The organism is Klebsiella sp. S69 (assembly GCF_016516145.1).
Taxonomy (GTDB): Bacteria; Pseudomonadota; Gammaproteobacteria; order Enterobacterales; family Enterobacteriaceae; genus Klebsiella; species Klebsiella oxytoca.
Genome location: NZ_JACVUU010000028.1, coordinates 1 through 16,676 on the forward strand (window position 1 = coordinate 1; position 16,676 = coordinate 16,676).

General features: G+C 55.2%; 14 protein-coding genes. 7 read left to right on the forward strand and 7 right to left on the reverse strand.

Annotation, left to right across the window (positions count from 1 at the left end; all coding sequences use genetic code 11):
* The 7 genes from rfbK to IAE27_RS23920 form a co-directional block, all read left to right on the forward strand.
* On the forward strand, positions 1-1,245 hold a 1,245-nt coding region (rfbK, locus tag IAE27_RS23890), incomplete at its 5' end, for an O9 family phosphomannomutase RfbK (protein ID WP_200092889.1).
* Between the two features lies 1 nt (position 1,246).
* Positions 1,247-2,041 carry an O8 family O-antigen export ABC transporter permease subunit gene (gene wzm, locus IAE27_RS23895; RefSeq protein WP_026055979.1) on the forward strand — a complete coding sequence of 265 codons (795 nt, stop codon included), beginning with the start codon at positions 1,247-1,249 and terminating at the stop codon, positions 2,039-2,041.
* Positions 2,041-3,255, forward strand: a complete 1,215-nt coding sequence (gene wzt, locus IAE27_RS23900) for an O8 family O-antigen export ABC transporter ATP-binding subunit (protein WP_115239409.1) — start codon at positions 2,041-2,043, stop codon at positions 3,253-3,255. Before wzm ends, wzt begins: the two co-directional genes overlap by 1 nt.
* Positions 3,255-4,535 (forward strand): class I SAM-dependent methyltransferase, encoded by a 1,281-nt coding sequence (locus IAE27_RS23905; protein WP_070557341.1) that lies wholly within the window; start codon positions 3,255-3,257, stop codon positions 4,533-4,535. The genes wzt and IAE27_RS23905 overlap by 1 nt, the downstream gene beginning before the upstream one ends.
* Before the next feature lie 2 nt (positions 4,536-4,537).
* Complete coding sequence (locus IAE27_RS23910) at positions 4,538-8,176, forward strand: glycosyltransferase (protein ID WP_200092890.1); 3,639 nt, start codon at positions 4,538-4,540, stop codon at positions 8,174-8,176.
* A gap of 65 nt (positions 8,177-8,241) precedes the next feature.
* On the forward strand, positions 8,242-9,387 hold the full coding sequence (locus tag IAE27_RS23915) for a glycosyltransferase family 4 protein (protein WP_016809192.1): 1,146 nt from the start codon (positions 8,242-8,244) through the stop codon (positions 9,385-9,387).
* 9 nt (positions 9,388-9,396) lie between these two features.
* Positions 9,397-10,512 carry a glycosyltransferase family 4 protein gene (locus tag IAE27_RS23920; protein WP_200092891.1) on the forward strand — a complete coding sequence of 372 codons (1,116 nt, stop codon included), beginning with the start codon at positions 9,397-9,399 and terminating at the stop codon, positions 10,510-10,512.
* A 41-nt stretch (positions 10,513-10,553) separates the two neighbouring features.
* Here IAE27_RS23920 and hisIE read toward each other — a convergent pair whose 3' ends face one another.
* From hisIE to hisD, 7 genes are read right to left on the reverse strand one after another with little or no spacing between them, the layout of a single operon-like run.
* Positions 10,554-11,150, reverse strand: a complete 597-nt coding sequence (hisIE, locus tag IAE27_RS23925; RefSeq protein WP_004103655.1) for a bifunctional phosphoribosyl-AMP cyclohydrolase/phosphoribosyl-ATP diphosphatase HisIE — start codon at positions 11,148-11,150, stop codon at positions 10,554-10,556.
* Positions 11,144-11,920: an imidazole glycerol phosphate synthase subunit HisF gene (gene hisF / locus IAE27_RS23930; protein ID WP_004113932.1), complete on the reverse strand. Its 777-nt coding sequence runs from the start codon at positions 11,918-11,920 to the stop codon at positions 11,144-11,146. Before hisF ends, hisIE begins: the two co-directional genes overlap by 7 nt.
* Positions 11,902-12,639, reverse strand: a complete 738-nt coding sequence (hisA, locus tag IAE27_RS23935) for a 1-(5-phosphoribosyl)-5-[(5-phosphoribosylamino)methylideneamino]imidazole-4-carboxamide isomerase (RefSeq protein WP_016809191.1) — start codon at positions 12,637-12,639, stop codon at positions 11,902-11,904. Before hisA ends, hisF begins: the two co-directional genes overlap by 19 nt.
* Positions 12,639-13,229 (reverse strand): imidazole glycerol phosphate synthase subunit HisH, encoded by a 591-nt coding sequence (hisH, locus tag IAE27_RS23940; protein ID WP_004103646.1) that lies wholly within the window; start codon positions 13,227-13,229, stop codon positions 12,639-12,641. Before hisH ends, hisA begins: the two co-directional genes overlap by 1 nt.
* A complete protein-coding gene (gene hisB, locus IAE27_RS23945; RefSeq protein ID WP_024274442.1) occupies positions 13,229-14,296 on the reverse strand; it encodes a bifunctional histidinol-phosphatase/imidazoleglycerol-phosphate dehydratase HisB in 1,068 nt (355 codons plus the stop codon). The genes hisH and hisB overlap by 1 nt, the downstream gene beginning before the upstream one ends.
* The gene (hisC, locus tag IAE27_RS23950; protein WP_023329852.1) at positions 14,293-15,354 is read right to left on the reverse strand and encodes a histidinol-phosphate transaminase; all 1,062 of its coding nucleotides are present in this window, start codon (positions 15,352-15,354) and stop codon (positions 14,293-14,295) included. Before hisC ends, hisB begins: the two co-directional genes overlap by 4 nt.
* Positions 15,351-16,655: a histidinol dehydrogenase gene (gene hisD / locus IAE27_RS23955; protein ID WP_200092893.1), complete on the reverse strand. Its 1,305-nt coding sequence runs from the start codon at positions 16,653-16,655 to the stop codon at positions 15,351-15,353. Before hisD ends, hisC begins: the two co-directional genes overlap by 4 nt.
* Positions 16,656-16,676 lie beyond the last annotated feature (21 nt).

A 16,676-nucleotide genomic window follows, 5' to 3' on the forward strand; every position in this document is an offset into this window, starting at 1 on the left:
GGCGATGTGCGTCTGACCAGCGAGTCGCTGAAGCTGGCGCTGGCCAGAGGCCTGATGGATGCGGGAACGGACGTGCTGGATATTGGTCTGAGCGGGACCGAAGAGATTTACTTCGCCACCTTCCACCTGGGCGTGGACGGCGGGATAGAGGTGACGGCCAGCCATAACCCGATGAACTACAACGGCATGAAGCTGGTGCGTGAAAACGCGAAGCCCATCAGCGGCGACACCGGGCTGCGCGATATCCAGCGCCTGGCGGAAGAGAACCAGTTTGCGCCGGTGGACGCGTCCCGTCGCGGCACCCTGCGACAGATATCGGTGCTGCAGGAGTACGTGGACCACCTGATGGGCTACGTGAACCTGGCCAGCTTCACCCGTCCGCTGAAGCTGGTGGTGAACTCCGGCAACGGCGCAGCCGGTCACGTGATTGATGAAGTGGAGAAACGTTTTGTGGCGGCAGGCGTGCCGGTGACCTTTATCAAGGTGCATCACCAGCCGGACGGCCACTTCCCGAACGGTATCCCGAACCCGCTGCTGCCGGAGTGCCGTCAGGACACCGCGGATGCGGTGCGCGAGCACGGCGCGGACATGGGTATCGCCTTTGACGGTGACTTCGACCGCTGCTTTATGTTTGATAACGATGCAGAATTTATCGAAGGCTATTATATTGTTGGCCTGCTGGCGGAAGCGTTCCTGCAGAAGCAGCCGGGTGCCCGGATTATTCACGACCCGCGTCTGACGTGGAATACGGTGGATATGGTGACCCGCAGCGGCGGCAGGCCGGTGATGTCGAAGACCGGGCACGCGTTCATTAAAGAGCGGATGCGTCAGGAAGATGCGATTTACGGCGGGGAGATGAGCGCACACCACTATTTCCGCGATTTCGCCTACTGCGACAGCGGGATGATCCCGTGGCTGCTGGTGGCGGAGCTGCTGTGTCTGAAGAACAGCCCGCTGAAGGCGCTGGTGGCGGACCGGCAGGCGGCGTTCCCGGCGTCGGGGGAAATAAACCGCAAGCTGGAGAACGCGGCGGCGGCAATTGCGCGCATCCGTGAACGCTATGAACCGGATGCCGTCAACGTGGACACCACAGACGGCATCAGTATTGAATATCCGGAGTGGCGTTTTAACCTGCGCAGCTCGAACACCGAGCCGGTAGTGCGTCTCAACGTGGAGTCAAAAGCAGCGCCTGCGCTGATGAAAGAAAAAACAGCAGAGCTGTTACACCTGTTAAGCGGGGAATAAGGTGAGAGAATTGTTCACGACGATTTATCGTTATCGGGGATTTATCTGGAGCAGCGTTAAGCGCGATTTTCAGGCGCGCTACCAAACCAGTATGCTGGGCGCGCTGTGGCTGGTTTTACAGCCGCTCTCAATGATTCTGGTTTACACCCTGGTTTTTTCTGAAGTCATGAAAGCCAGAATGCCGGATAACACCGGTCCGTTTGCCTACAGTATCTATCTCTGTTCGGGCGTACTGACCTGGGGACTTTTTACGGAAATGCTGGATAAAGGGCAGAGCGTTTTTATTAACAACGCGAACCTGATTAAAAAGCTAAGCTTTCCGAAAATCTGCCTGCCGATTATTGTCACTCTGTCGGCGATCCTGAATTTCGCGATTATCTTTAGCCTGTTCCTGATCTTTATTATCGTCACCGGTAATTTCCCTGGCTGGCTGTTTTTCTCGGTAATTCCGGTTCTTCTGTTGCAGGTGCTGTTTGCCGGCGGCCTGGGCATGATTTTGGGCGTCATGAACGTCTTTTTCCGCGATGTTGGTCAACTGGTGGGCGTTGCGCTCCAGTTCTGGTTCTGGTTTACGCCAATCGTCTATGTCCTCAATTCATTGCCGGGCTGGGCGAAAAATCTGCTGCTGTATAATCCAATGACGCGCGTCATGCAGTCTTATCAGTCGATATTCGCCTATCACCAGGCGCCGAACTGGTATTCGCTATGGCCAGTTCTGGCTCTTGCCGTTATTTTCTGCGTCATCGGTTTCAGGATGTTCCGCAAGCATGCGGCGGATATGGTGGATGAATTATAATGAGCTATATCAGAGTAAATAATGTCGGCAAGGCCTATCGTCAGTATCACTCAAAAACTGGCCGACTGATCGAATGGTTATCCCCCTTTAATACTAAGCGCCACAATCTGAAATGGATCCTTAGCGACATCAACTTTGAAGTCGCGCCCGGCGAGGCGGTTGGCATCATCGGCATAAACGGCGCGGGCAAAAGTACCTTGCTGAAGCTGATTACCGGAACCTCAAGGCCGACGACCGGAGGCATAGAAATCTCCGGGCGTGTGGCTGCGTTACTTGAGCTGGGCATGGGATTCCACTCCGATTTTACCGGTCGCCAAAACGTCTATATGTCAGGACAGCTGCTGGGGCTGTCTTCCGACAAAATCACCGAGCTGATGCCTGAGATCGAAGAGTTTGCCGAAATTGGCGACTATATCGATCAGCCGGTACGCGTCTATTCAAGCGGTATGCAGGTGCGTCTGGCCTTTAGCGTGGCCACGGCGATTCGCCCGGATGTGCTGATCATCGATGAGGCGCTCTCCGTTGGCGATGCTTATTTCCAGCATAAAAGTTTCGAGCGTATTCGCAAATTCCGCCAGGAAGGAACAACGCTACTGTTGGTATCCCATGATAAGCAGGCGATCCAAAGCATCTGCGATCGCGCCATTTTGCTGAATAAAGGCCGCATTGAAATGGAAGGCGAGCCGGAAGCCGTCATGGATTACTACAATGCGCTGCTGGCTGATAAGCAAAATCAGTCTATTAAACAGGTCGAACACAACGGCAAAACGCAAACTGTTTCCGGCACCGGTGAGGTAACCATTGCTGAAGTGAACCTGCTGGATGAACAGCGTAATGTGACCGAGTTTGCTGCAGTAGGGGAGCGCGTCCACTTGCAAGTCAATGTTCAGGTTAAGGAAGATATTCCTGAACTGGTGGTGGGTTATATGATCAAGGATCGCCTGGGACAGCCTGTCTTTGGAACCAATACGCATCACCTGAATCAGGCGCTCACCTCCCTGAAAAAAGGAGAAAAGCGCTCATTCATGTTCTCTTTCGACGCTAACCTGGGCGTAGGTTCTTATTCCGTTGCTGTCGCGTTACATACTTCAAGTACCCATCTGGGCAAAAATTATGAATGGCGCGATCTGGCGGTAGTATTCAACGTCGTGAATACGAATCAAAAAGAGTTTGTCGGTGTGTCCTGGCTGCCGCCTGAACTGGAGATTTCTTAATGGGTTCGTCGTTTTACCGTTCATTTGAAGAACGACACAGGGGTACGGTCGAAGATATTAAAGGCCGCCTGAGTTTCTATTTACCTTTTCTGGCGCGCTTAAAAGCACGCTATCCGGATGGGGTGATTGCCGATATCGGCTGCGGCCGCGGAGAGTGGCTGGAAATCCTGAATGAAAACGGCATCGCTAACATCGGCGTTGACCTTGATGACGGTATGCTGGCCCGCGCCCGGGAAGCTGGGCTGAACGTGCAGAAAATGGACTGCCTGAAGTTTCTCGAGCAGCAGGAAGACGAAAGCCTTATCGCGCTGACCGGATTCCATATTGCTGAACACCTGCCTTTCGAGGTCTTACAGCAGCTCGTCAAGCATACCCTGCGCGTGTTGAAACCGGGCGGTTTGTTGATACTTGAGACGCCGAACCCGGAGAACCTGAGCGTTGGAGCCTGTTCATTCTATATGGACCCCACTCATCATCATCCGCTGCCGCCGCCGTTGCTGGAATTTTTACCCATCCACTATGGATTCACTCGCGCGATCACTGTACGTCTGCAGGAAAAGGATGCCCTGAAAGCCGCTGATGCGGCGATTAAACTGGTTGATGTTCTGAAGGGCGTCAGCCCCGATTACAGTATTATTGCGCAGAAAGACGCGCTGCCAGAAGTTCTCGCCAGCTTCGAGCCTCTTTTCACTCAGCAGTACGGTCTGACGTTGGATGCCTTAAGCGAGCGATACGACGCAATTCTGCAAGAACAGCAGGCGGCTTCAGCCGCCCGGCTGGCGGCACTCGATAAATCCTGCGCCCGGAAAATGGGTGAAATGGCACAGAGTATTCAGCTACTGCAGGGCCAGGTTGGCGAATTAAACCAGCTGGTCGCGCACAATCACCAGCTTCAACAGCAGGTAGCCGATCTGCATAATAGCCGCTCATGGCGAGTCACACAGCCGCTGCGCTGGCTCTCTTTCCAGCGCCAGCTGTTGCGTCAGGAAGGGGCTAAAGTTCGCTGCCGGCGTGCGGCAAGAAAAATATTGCGCAAAGGGATGGCGCTCTCGCTGGTCTTTTTCCATCGCTATCCTAAATCAAAGGTGTATCTGTTTAAGATCCTCAGGAAAACCGGCAGTTATCAACTGTTCCAGCGCCTGTTCCAGCGCGTGATGCTGGTGTCGACGGATCCAATGATGATGGCGAAGTCCAGAAGATACGATGTGGGCACTGAAGAGATGACAAGTCGCGCGTTGAGTATTTATAACGAATTAAAAAATAAAAATACGGAGAAATAACGATGCGTATTGTCATTGATTTACAAGGCGCGCAGACGGAAAGCCGCTTTCGTGGCATCGGTCGTTATAGTGTTTCTATTGCCAGAGCGATTATCAGGAATAATAGCCAGCACGAAGTTTTCATCGCTTTATCCGCCATGCTGGGGGAATCCATCGCTGACGTGAAAGCGCAGTTTGCCGATCTGCTGCCGGCAGAAAATATCGTCATCTGGCACGCTGCGGGTCCGGTGCGGGCGATGGACAGAGGCAATGAATGGCGTCGGGAAAGCGCGGAGCTGATGCGTGAAGCCTTCCTTGAGGGGCTACGCCCGGATGTCGTTTTCATCACCAGCCTGTTTGAAGGGCACGTCGATGATGCCGTCACATCCGTGCATAAGTTTAGCCGTAGCTATAAAGTGGCGGTTCTGCACCACGATCTGATTCCGCTGGTGCAGGCGGAAACCTATCTGCTGGACGACGTTTATAAGCCCTATTACCTGCAGAAAGTTGAATGGTTAAAGAATGCCGATCTTCTGCTGACTAACTCCGCTTATACCGCCCAGGAGGCGATTGAACACCTGCATCTGCAGGGCGACCATGTGCGTAATATCGCCGCCGCGGCGGACCCGCAGTTTTGCATGGCAGAAGTTAGCGCAAGCGAAAAAGAGACGGTTCTTGGCCACTATAGCATTCAGCGCGATTTTGTCCTCTATGCGCCGGGTGGGTTCGATTCGCGTAAAAACTTTAAACGTCTGATTGAGGCCTATTCCGGGCTCAGTGATGAATTACGTCGCGCACATCAGTTGGTGATCGTCAGTAAGCTTTCCATTGGCGATCGTCAGTATCTCGAATCCCTGGCCTCTGCGAATGGCCTGCAGCAGGGGGAGTTGGTACTGACCGGCTATGTGCCGGAAAACGAACTGATTCAGCTTTACCGGCTGTGTAAGCTCTTTATCTTTGCCTCGTTACATGAAGGTTTTGGCCTGCCTGTGCTGGAGGCAATGTCGTGCGGCGCGCCGGCTATTGGCTCGAACGTCACCAGCATTCCTGAAGTTATCGGTAATCCTGATGCCCTGTTTGACCCGTATTCCGTCTCCTCTATTCGGGAAAAAATGACCCAATGCCTGACGGATGCGCATTTCCTGGCGCGTCTGAAAGAGATGGCGCAGCAGCAGGCGCGAAATTTCTCATGGGATAAGGCCGCTGTTACGGCGCTGGAAGCGTTTGAAAACATCGCAGTGCAGGGAAAAAGCGCAGCACACGCTTCACCAGCGGCGCTGGTTCAGCGCATCCTCGCCATTTCTCAAGGGCAGCCTGAAGATCGCGATTTACGTTTATGCGCGACGGCCATGGATTTCAACCTGAAAACGGCTGAGCTCTATCAGCTTGAAGACGATGCCCTAAACTGGCGCGTAGAAGGGCCTTTCGATAGTTCATACAGCCTGGCGCTTGTGAATCGTGAATTTGCCCGCGCGCTGGCGGGGGATGGCGTCGATGTGCTGCTGCACTCGACGGAAGGGCCGGGGGATTTTGCCCCTGATGCGGCATTTATGGCGCAGGCTGAAAATAGCGATCTGCTTAATTTTTACAATAAATGCCGCTCAATTGAGGCGGGCAAAAAGGTTGATATCCTCAGCCGTAATATCTACCCACCGCGCGTGGCGGATATGAATGCCCGGGTTAAATTGCTTCACTGCTATGCCTGGGAAGAAACAGGCTTCCCGCAGCCCTGGATACATGAATTCAATCGTGAACTGGATGGCGTCCTGTGTACATCCGAGCACGTTCGTAAGGTCTTGATCGACAACGGGCTAAGCGTACCGGCGTTTGTCGTGGGTAACGGCTGCGATCATTGGCTGAACACCCCGGCAAAACCCCTGAACCGCGCCGCAGAGGGGATGTTCCGTTTCCTGCATGTCTCTTCCTGCTTCCCGCGCAAGGGCGTTCAGGCGATGCTGCAGGCCTGGGGCAGGGCGTTTACCCGCCGTGACAACGTCTCGTTGACCATTAAAACCTTTGATAATCCGCATAACGAAATAGACGCCTGGCTTGCGCAAGCGCAAAGCGAGTTTGCAGACTATCCGTTGGTCGAGGTGATTAAAGCGGATATGTCGGCCGAGGAGCTGAAAGGCCTCTATGAAAGCTGTGACGTGCTGGTTGCGCCAGGATGCGCGGAGGGGTTTGGTCTGCCTATCGCTGAAGCAATGCTTAGCGGACTCCCGGCGATTGTCACCAACTGGAGTGGTCAGCTTGATTTTGTGAATTCACAAAATTCATGGCTGGTGGATTATCAGTTCACTCGAGTAAAAACCCACTTTGGCCTGTTTGCATCCACCTGGGCCAGCGTGGATATCGATAATTTAACGGAAGCCCTGCAGCAAGCTGCATCGACGGATAAATCCGCACTGCGGGAAATGGCGGATGCCGGGCGTCAGCGCATTCTATCGCAATTTACCTGGGCGGCAGTCGCCGAGCGCTCTCAGCAGGCTGTTAAGACGTTGCGGGCGCACATTGATATCGCTCAACACCGGGCACGCATCGGCTGGTTGACGACCTGGAACACTAAGTGCGGTATTGCCACCTATTCTCAGCATTTAGTGGAAAGCGCGCCGCATGGCGCGGATGTGATATTTGCTCCGCAGGTCAGCGCGGAAGATTTAGTTAATCCTGATGAAGATTTTGTTCTGCGTAACTGGATAGTCGGTAAAGAGAACAACTATCTGGAAAATCTTCAGCAGCAAATCGATGTGCTGCGTCTTGACGTATTAGTGATTCAGTTTAACTACGGTTTCTTCAATCATCGTGAACTGGCGGCGTTTATTCGCCATCAGCATGATGCCGGACGCGTGGTTGTAATGGCGATGCATTCGACGGTGGATCCGCAAAAAGAGCCGGAATGGAACTTCCGCCTTGCCAAAATGGTGGATGCGCTGACGCTTTGCGATCGATTGCTGGTACATTCCATTGCCGATATGAATCGTCTGAAAGGGCTGGGTCTCACCGACAATGTTGCCTTGTTCCCCCATGGGGTAATTAATTATTCTGCACCGTCGCCGCGCAATAATCCGCAGGCATTACCCTTAATCGCCAGCTACGGTTTTTGTTTGCCGCATAAGGGATTGATGGAACTTGTTGAGTCCGTCCATCGTCTTAAGCAGGCCGGCAAGCCGGTTCGTCTGCGTCTGGTGAATGCGGAATATCCGGTGGGTGAATCGCGCGATCTGGTTGCGGAACTTAAAGCCGCTTCTCAACGTCTGGGCGTAACCGATCTGATTGAAATGCATAATGATTTTCTGCCGGATGATGAAAGTCTGCGCTTACTTTCCGAAGCCGATCTGCTGATTTTTGCCTATCAGAATACCGGCGAGTCGGCGAGCGGGGCGGTGCGTTACGGTATGGCGACGCAGAAGCCTGTTGCCGTTACGCCGCTGGCGATATTTGATGACCTGGATGATGCTGTCTTTAAATTTGATGGATGCAGCGTGGATGATATTAGCCAGGGTATCGATCGGATTTTACATTCCATTCGTCAGCAGGATTCATGGGCCAGCGCTACTCAGAAACGAGCCGATGCCTGGCGGGAGCAGCATGATTATCACGCCGTATCCCGTCGCCTGGTTAATATGTGTCAAGGCTTAGCTAAAGCTAAATATTTTAAATAAAATAGTCCCCTGCATTTTTTGCCTTTTAATGCAGGGGATGCCTGCTTAATGATGTGCCATTCATTATGAAAATTATATTTGCAACTGAGCCAATCAAATATCCATTAACGGGTATCGGTCGTTATTCCCTCGAACTGGTAAAACGATTGGCGGTGGCCAGCGAAATTGAAGAGCTAAAATTATTTCACGGCTCTTCATTTATTGACAGCATTCCCCAGATTGAAAATAAAGCGGATACCCGAGCCAGCAATCACGGTAAGCTGGCGGCTTTTTTACGCCGTCAGCCGTTATTGATTGAAGCCTATCGCGTGTTGCATCCGCGTCGCCAGGCGTGGGCGCTGCGCGATTATAAAGATTATATCTATCATGGGCCTAACTTTTATCTGCCGCATCGTCTGGAACGTGCCGTAACCACATTTCATGATATCTCCATATTCACCTGTCCGGAATTTCATCCAAAGGACCGGGTGCGTTATATGGAAAAGTCACTGCGCGAAAGTCTGGACACGGCAAAGCTTATTTTGACGGTATCTGACTTTTCCCGCAGCGAAATTATCCGGCTGTTTAACTATCCTGCCGATCGGATCGTAACGACCCATCTTGCCTGCAGCGGCGACTATATTCCGCGCAGCCCGGATGAATGTCTGCCGGTTCTGCAGAAATATCAACTGGAGTGGCAGCGCTACGCGCTTTACATCGGCACGATGGAGCCGCGGAAAAATATTCGAGGCCTGTTGCAGGCGTACCAGCTTCTGCCGATGGAGACGCGCATGCGCTACCCGCTGATTCTCAGCGGTTATCGTGGGTGGGAAGATGATGCGCTGTGGCAGATCGTTGAACGCGGGACTCGTGAAGGATGGATCCGTTATCTGGGTTATGTCCCGGATGGCGATCTTCCGTATTTATATGCGGCAGCCAGAACCTTTATTTATCCTTCGTTTTATGAAGGATTCGGATTACCTATTCTTGAAGCAATGTCTTGCGGTATCCCAGTAGTATGCTCCAATGTCACATCATTACCTGAAGTGGCAGGGGATGCGGGGTTGTTATCCGACCCTAACGATGTAGACGCGATAAGCGCTCATATATTGCAAAGTCTGCAGGATGAATACTGGCGGGAGATAGCAGTAGCGCGCGGTTTTATTCAGGCACAACAGTTTTCGTGGGAAACCTGTACGGCCCAGACGATCGATGCCTATAAATTACTCTAAGGGTGCAAGTTGAGAGTTTTACACGTCTATAAGACCTATTATCCGAATACCTACGGTGGTATTGAACAGGTCATTTATCAGTTGTGCCAGGGTTGCGCTCGTCGGGGGATCGCGGCCGACGTCTTCACCTTTTCCCCGGATAAAAATACCGGGCCAGTGGCTTACGAACAGCATCAGGTTATCTATAATAAGCAATTAATTGAAATCGCCTCGACGCCATTCTCACTCGGCGCGTTAAAGCGATTTAATAAAATTAAAGATAACTACGATATTATTAACTATCATTTCCCGTTTCCCTTTATGGATATGCTACATCTGATGGCGCATCCTAAAGCGAAAACCGTTGTCACCTATCATTCCGATATTGTGAAACAAAAGCGGCTAATGAAATTATATCAACCGCTGCAGGAGCAATTTCTCTCCAGCGTTGACTGTATTGTGGCCTCATCGCCAAACTACGTAGCCTCCAGCCAGACGCTGCAAAAATACCTCGATAAAACGGTGGTCATTCCCTTCGGCCTCGAGCAAAAGGATGTGCAGCATAATCCGCAGCGCCTGGCTTACTGGCGAGAGAAAGTCGGCGAGCGCTTTTTCCTTTTTGTCGGCGCATTTCGTTACTATAAGGGATTGCATATTCTGCTGGATGCCGCAGAGCGCAGTCGACTGCCGATCGTTATTGTCGGCGGCGGCCCGCTGGAAGCGGAAGTTCGCCGTGAGGCTGTACAGCGCGGCCTGAATAACGTGATATTCACCGGCATGCTGAACGATGAGGATAAATATATTCTCTTTCATCTGTGCCGCGGGGTGGTCTTTCCCTCGCACCTGCGCTCAGAGGCGTTTGGCATTACCTTACTGGAAGGAGCGCGGTTCGCCCGGCCGCTGATCTCGTGTGAAATTGGCACCGGAACCTCGTTTATCAACCAGGATAAGGTCAATGGTTGCGTGATCCCGCCGGATAACAGCGCAGCGTTGGTCGAAGCGATGAACGAACTCTGGCACAGTGATGAAACGGCAGCGCGCTATGGCGCAAATTCACGTCGCCGCTTTGAGGAGATGTTTACCGCCGAACATATGATTGATGCCTACGTGAATCTCTACAGCACGCTGCTGGAGCAGAAACCCTGATAGGCCGCAAATCGCCCCCGCCAGCGCGGGGGCGCAAGGCATCAGTGACGGCTCTTAAGATTGTTAATCACGTCCGTTAAATTCAGCCCCTGATCCTGCAGCAGCACCAGCAGGTGATACATCAAATCCGACGCTTCATTCTTCAGCTCGAACTGGTCATGCACCGTGGCGGCCAGCGCGGTCTCAACGCCTTCTTCTCCCACCTTCTGGGCAATGCGCTTGGTGCCGCTAGCGTACAGCTTCGCGGTGTAAGAGCTCTCCGGGTCAGCGTGCTTGCGTTCGGCCAACAGTTGCTCCAGCTGGTAGAGAAACAGCCACTGGTGGCCGGTTTCACCGAAGCAGCTCGATGTGCCTTTATGGCAGGTTGGGCCAATCGGATTTACCAGCGCCAGCAGGGTGTCGTTATCGCAATCCGGGGTGATGCTCACCACGTTGAGAAAATTACCCGACGTTTCCCCCTTGGTCCACAGACGCTGTTTGGTCCGTGAATAAAAGGTCACTTTACCGGTCTCTTCGGTTTTCGCCAGCGCATCCTGATTCATATAGCCCAGCATCAGCACTTCCCCGGAAACGGCGTGCTGCACGATGACCGGCATCAGACCGTCGGTTTTTTGCCAATCCAGCTGTTCACTTAACATACCCTAATCTCCACGCCCTGTGCTGCCAGGTACGTTTTTAGTTCACCAATATTGATAATTTGCTTGTGGAACACCGAGGCGGCCAGCGCGCCGTCGACGTTGGCGTCGCGGAAGGCTTCCAGGAAGTGCTCCATAGTCCCGGCACCGCCGGATGCAATCAGCGGCACGTGGCACACGGCGCGTACCTTGCTTAACTGCTGCAGATCGTAGCCGTTACGCACGCCGTCCTGATTCATCATATTGAGGACGATCTCGCCGGCCCCGCGCTTTTGTACTTCCTGCACCCAGTCCAGCGTTTCCCACTGCGTCACCCGCGTACGGCTCTCATCGCCGGTATATTGATTGACGTGATACTTCCCGCTTTCGGCGTCAAACCAGGTATCGATACCCACGACAATACACTGCACCCCGAACCGATCGGCCAGGCGAGTAATCAGCGTCGGGTCCGCCAGGGCAGGGGAGTTGATGGAGATTTTATCCGCGCCAAAGGAGAGGATTTGCGCCGCCTCTTCCAGCGACTTAATGCCGCCGGCGACGCAGAAGGGAATGTCGATCACTTCCGCAACGCGCGATACCCAGCTTTTATCCACCACGCGACCGTCGCTCGAGGCGGTGATATCGTAGAACACCAGCTCATCCGCGCCTTCGTCGGCATAGCGTTTTGCCAGCGGGACAATATCGCCGATGATTTCGTGATTACGGAACTGCACGCCTTTCACTACCTGGCCGTCGCGAACGTCAAGACAGGGGATTATCCGTTTTGCCAGCATTGAATGGCCTCCGTTACGTTAAATTTACCTTCCAGCAGCGCCCGGCCGACAATCACCCCGCGCACCCCGGTTCCGCGCAGCGCGGCGATATCATGCAGATCGCCAATGCCGCCGGAGGACTGAAACGCCACCTGCGGATAGCGGGCGCAGACTTCTTCATACAGCGAGACGTTGGACCCGGCCAGCGTCCCGTCGCGGGAAATATCGGTACATAGCACGTGCTGCAGGCCGACGGACTGATAGCTCTCCACCAGCTCCTCCAGGGTTACGCCGGAATTCTCCTGCCAGCCGCTAACGGCCACCTGCTTGCTGCCTTGCGCATCGATCCGTACGTCCAGCGCCAGCACCAGATGCTGCGGGCCAAAACGCTTAAACCAGCCTTTCACCACTTCCGGCGACTTCACCGCCGTCGAGCCCACCACCACGCGCGCCACGCCCGCGTCAAGCAGGGCGGCCACGTCTTCTTCCGTGCGCACGCCGCCGCCGACCTGCACCGGCACGTTCACGCCGGCAACCAGCGTTTTCAGCAGCGGGATCTGGCGCTTCGCCGGATCTTTCGCCCCGGTCAAATCGACGAGATGCAGTACTTCGGCCCCTTGCGCGGCATAGGATTGCAGGCGCGGCAGCGGATCGTTGCCGTAGTCGCGCTGCTGGCCATAATCGCCCTGATGGAGACGGACGACCGTACCGTCAATTAAATCTAAAGCAGGAATGATCATCACATCTCCAGGAAGTTTTTCAGCAGCTGCGCCCCGGCGCTGCCGGAGCGTTCAGGGTGGAACTGGACGCCAAAAAAGTTATCTTTCTGCACCGCCGCGGTGAAGGCCTCGCCGTAGCTGCACTGAGCGATGGTGTTAACGTTGACCGGCATCGCGTAGCTGTGGACGAAGTAAAAATACGCCCCGTCTTCAATGCCGCGAAACAGACGATCGCCCGCTTTAGCATATACCCGGTTCCAGCCCATATGCGGCAGCGGCAGGCCGTGGTCGGTCATTTTTGGCACGTCCTGGTCGATAATACCCAGCAGGTCGACGCCGTTATTCTCTTCGCTGCGTTTTCCCAGCAACTGCATACCGAGACAAATGCCCAGCACCGGTTGGGTGCAGGCTTTAATCAGATCGATTAAATCCCGTTCGCGCAGCTGGTCCATTGCCGCCTGAGCCGTCCCTACGCCCGGCAGAAACAGTTTATCGGCGCGCAGCACCACGTCCGGGTCACGGCTGACCTGCGGCTCGTAGCCGTGGCGGCTCACCGCAGATTTCACCGAATTGAGGTTGGCGCAGCCGGTATCGAGGATCACCACGTTCATCAGAGTACCCCTTTCGAAGATGGCAGCGTGTCGCCCTGGACGCGGATGGCCTGGCGTAGCGTGCGACCGAAGGCCTTAAACAGGCTCTCAACGCGGTGGTGATCGTTTTTGCCCTTGGTTTTCAGGTGCAGAGTGACCGCCATGGTATAGGAGAGCGAGCGGAAGAAGTGTTCGACCATCTCGGTGCTCAGATCGCCAACGCGCTGATAGGTAAAATCAGCTTTGTATTCAAGGTGCGGGCGGCCAGAAATATCCAGCGCGCAGCGGGCCAGGCACTCGTCCATTGGCAGCACAAAGCCGAAACGGCCGATGCCGCGCTTGTCGCCGAGCGCCAGCTTCAGCGCTTCGCCCAGCGCAAGGCCGGTGTCTTCCACGGTGTGGTGATCGTCAATATAGAGGTCGCCGCCGACCTTGACCTCCAGACGGAAGCCGCCGTGGGTGGCAATTTGGTCAAGCATATGATCGAAGAAGCCGACGCCGGTGGAGATTTTGCTGCCGCCTTCGCGATCGAGCCACACTTTGACATCCACCTGGGTCTCTTTAGTGATGCGCTCAACGTGGGCGTAGCGGTCGCGACGGGTCAGTTGTTCGCAAATGGTCGGCCAGTCAAGCGTTTCGCGATCGTAGCGCAGTCCGGTAATGCCCATGTTATCCGCCAGCTGAATGTCGGTGGCCCGGTCGCCAATCACGTAGCTATTGGCGGTGTCCATCACCCCTTGCTCCAGCCACGGCAGCACCAGTCTGGTTTTCGGCTTGCGGCAGTCGCAATTATCCGCCGGGAGATGCGGGCAAATCAGCACCTCGTCAAAGTTGACGCCCTGTGAGGAGAAGATCTGCATCATCAGGTTGTGCGGGCCGTCGAACTCGTCCTGCGGCAGGCTGGCGGTTCCCAGTCCGTCCTGATTGGTGATCATCACCAGCTTATACCCTTCCTGCTGCAGCTTGAGCAGGGCCGGGATCACCTGCGGCTCAAACGCCAGCTTATCGAAGCGGTCTACCTGAAAATCAACCGGTGGTTCGGAAATCAGCGTACCGTCACGGTCAATAAAGAGAAACTTCTGGGTCATACATTCTCCGCAGTCAAAGCGTCAATGACGCGCTGGCTCTCTGCACGGGTACCGATAGTGATACGCAAACAGCCGCTTAATGAAGGTTGTTTATTCTGGTCACGTAAGATAATGCCCTGATCCCACAAAGATTTAAACACCGCGCTGGACGCGGTGATCCGCGCCAGTACGTAGTTGGTCTCGGAAGCGAACACCTCTTCCACGCAGGCAATGCTGCGCAGCTGGCTGACCAGATAATCGCGTTCGTTGAGGATCTGCGCCACGCGCTCGCGCATGGCGGCAATCCCTTCCGCACTCAGCGCCTGAGCGGCAATATCGGCGACCGGCGTCGAGAGCGGATAGGGCGCGATAACTTTCAGCAGTACGTTAATGACCTCGACGTTGGCGAGGGTAAAGCCGCAGCGCAGTCCAGCCAGGGCAAACGCCTTGGACAGCGTGCGCAGAACCACCAGATGCGGATACTCGTTCAGCCAGGTTGCCAGCGTCGCCTGCGGGCAGAACTCAATATAGGCTTCATCCGCGACCACGATGGCTTTACCGCGCGCCATCTCCAGCAGGGTGCGGAAATCTTTCGGGTTGATAATCTGTCCGGTCGGGTTATTCGGGCTGCAGACGAAAATCACTTTCACGCCGTCAAGATTGGCTGCGATGCCCGGCAGATCCAGCTGCCAGTCGGCGAGCGTCGGCACCGTACGACAGGTCACGCCGATGGTTTCGGCGCTGACGCTGTACATGCCGTAGGTCGGTGGGCAGTAGAGCACCGCGTCCTGGCCCGGCTCGCAGAAGGCGCGGATCAGTAGTTCAATGCCTTCGTCGGCGCCGCGGCTGACCAGCACCTGCTCCGGCTTAACGCCAGCATACTGCGCATAGCGTTCAATGACGGCTTTCGGCTGCGGTTCCGGATAGCGGTTCAGCGTCTGTTCGGTCAGCTGGAACGCAACCGCGGTGGGGAATTCATTGGCGTTCAGCCAGACGTCGCCCTTACCGCCCAGACGGCGAGCAGACTGATACGGCGTCAGCACGCGGACGTTGGCGCGGGCTAAATCTTCGATGCTCATGCTTGCTCCTTAAGGGCTGCAACGCGCAGCGTAACGGCGTTTTTGTGAGCGTCCAGGCGCTCGGCGGCGGCCAGTATCTCAATGGTGGAAGCGAGGGCGGCGAACCCGTCGCAGGACAGCTCCTGCACGGTCATGCGTTTCTGAAAGTCCGCCAGGCCGAGGCTGGAGCAGGTCGCGGTGTAGCCGTAGGTCGGCAGCACGTGGTTGGTTCCGGAGGCATAATCCCCGGCGGATTCCGGCGACCAGTCGCCGAGGAACACCGAGCCGGCGCTGGTGATGCCATCGACCAGTTCGCGAGCGTTGCGGGTCTGAATAATCAGGTGTTCAGGGCCGTACTGGTTGGATATTTCCACGCACTGGGCGATATCGCGGGCCACGATGATCCGGCTGGCGGAGAGCGCCTCACGGGCGGTTTCCGCACGCGGCAGCGCGGACAGCTGGCGCTCAACGGCTTCGGCGACGCGGGTGGCCATCGTGCTATCCGGCGTCAGCAGGATCACCTGCGAATCCGGGCCGTGCTCCGCCTGGGAAAGCAGGTCAGAGGCGACGAAATCAGGGGTTGCGCCGCTGTCGGCGATCACCAGCACTTCCGATGGCCCGGCGGGCATATCGATAGCCGCGCCGTCAAGACGCTGGCTGACCTGGCGCTTGGCCTCGGTGACGAAGGCGTTGCCCGGGCCAAAGATTTTATCGACTTTCGTCACCGACTCCGTGCCGAAGGCGAGGGCGGCAATTGCCTGCGCGCCGCCGACGTTAAAGATATTGCGCACGCCGCATAGCTGGGCGGCATAGAGAATTTCATCGGCAATCGGCGGTGGCGAGCACAGCACGACCTGCTGGCAGCCCGCGATGCGCGCCGGCGTGGCGAGCATCAGGACCGTTGAGAACAGCGGCGCCGAGCCGCCGGGAATATATAAGCCGACGGAGGCGATAGGGCGGGTCACCTGCTGGCAGCGCACGCCCGGCAGGGTTTCCACATCTACGGCCTGCAGTCGCTGCGCGTTGTGAAAGGTTTCGATATTTCTAACCGCTACGGCCATCGCCTGCTTGAGCTCGTCGCTCAGGCGCGCACCGGCGGCGGCAATCTCTTCTTCGCTAACTTTCAGCGCTGTGACCTCGGTTTTGTCGAACTTTGCGCCGTATTCACGCAGGGCCGCATCGCCGTTGTCTTTAACATTATTCAGGATCTCCGCCACCGTTTTGCTGATGCTCTCGGAGGCGGAAATGGCCGGACGCATTAAAAGTTGTTGCTGTTGTTCTGCGCCACAGCCGTTCCAGTCGATAATTGTGTTGAAGCTCATGATTGTTTCCCCTGTTTGTCC

Bases quoted from the DNA above. Each gene is read 5' to 3' on its own strand.
- IAE27_RS23910 (WP_200092890.1), top strand. From the start codon at position 4,538: ATGCGTATTGTCATTGATTTACAAGGCGCGCAGACGGAAAGCCGCTTT.
- hisC (WP_023329852.1), bottom strand. From the start codon at position 15,354: ATGAGCATCGAAGATTTAGCCCGCGCCAACGTCCGCGTGCTGACGCCG.
- hisIE (WP_004103655.1), bottom strand. From the start codon at position 11,150: ATGTTAAGTGAACAGCTGGATTGGCAAAAAACCGACGGTCTGATGCCG.
- hisA (WP_016809191.1), bottom strand. From the start codon at position 12,639: ATGATCATTCCTGCTTTAGATTTAATTGACGGTACGGTCGTCCGTCTC.
- hisH (WP_004103646.1), bottom strand. From the start codon at position 13,229: ATGAACGTGGTGATCCTCGATACCGGCTGCGCCAACCTCAATTCGGTG.
- IAE27_RS23905 (WP_070557341.1), top strand. From the start codon at position 3,255: ATGGGTTCGTCGTTTTACCGTTCATTTGAAGAACGACACAGGGGTACG.
- hisB (WP_024274442.1), bottom strand. From the start codon at position 14,296: ATGACCCAGAAGTTTCTCTTTATTGACCGTGACGGTACGCTGATTTCC.
- wzt (WP_115239409.1), top strand. From the start codon at position 2,041: ATGAGCTATATCAGAGTAAATAATGTCGGCAAGGCCTATCGTCAGTAT.
- hisF (WP_004113932.1), bottom strand. From the start codon at position 11,920: ATGCTGGCAAAACGGATAATCCCCTGTCTTGACGTTCGCGACGGCCAG.
- IAE27_RS23915 (WP_016809192.1), top strand. From the start codon at position 8,242: ATGAAAATTATATTTGCAACTGAGCCAATCAAATATCCATTAACGGGT.
- hisD (WP_200092893.1), bottom strand. From the start codon at position 16,655: ATGAGCTTCAACACAATTATCGACTGGAACGGCTGTGGCGCAGAACAA.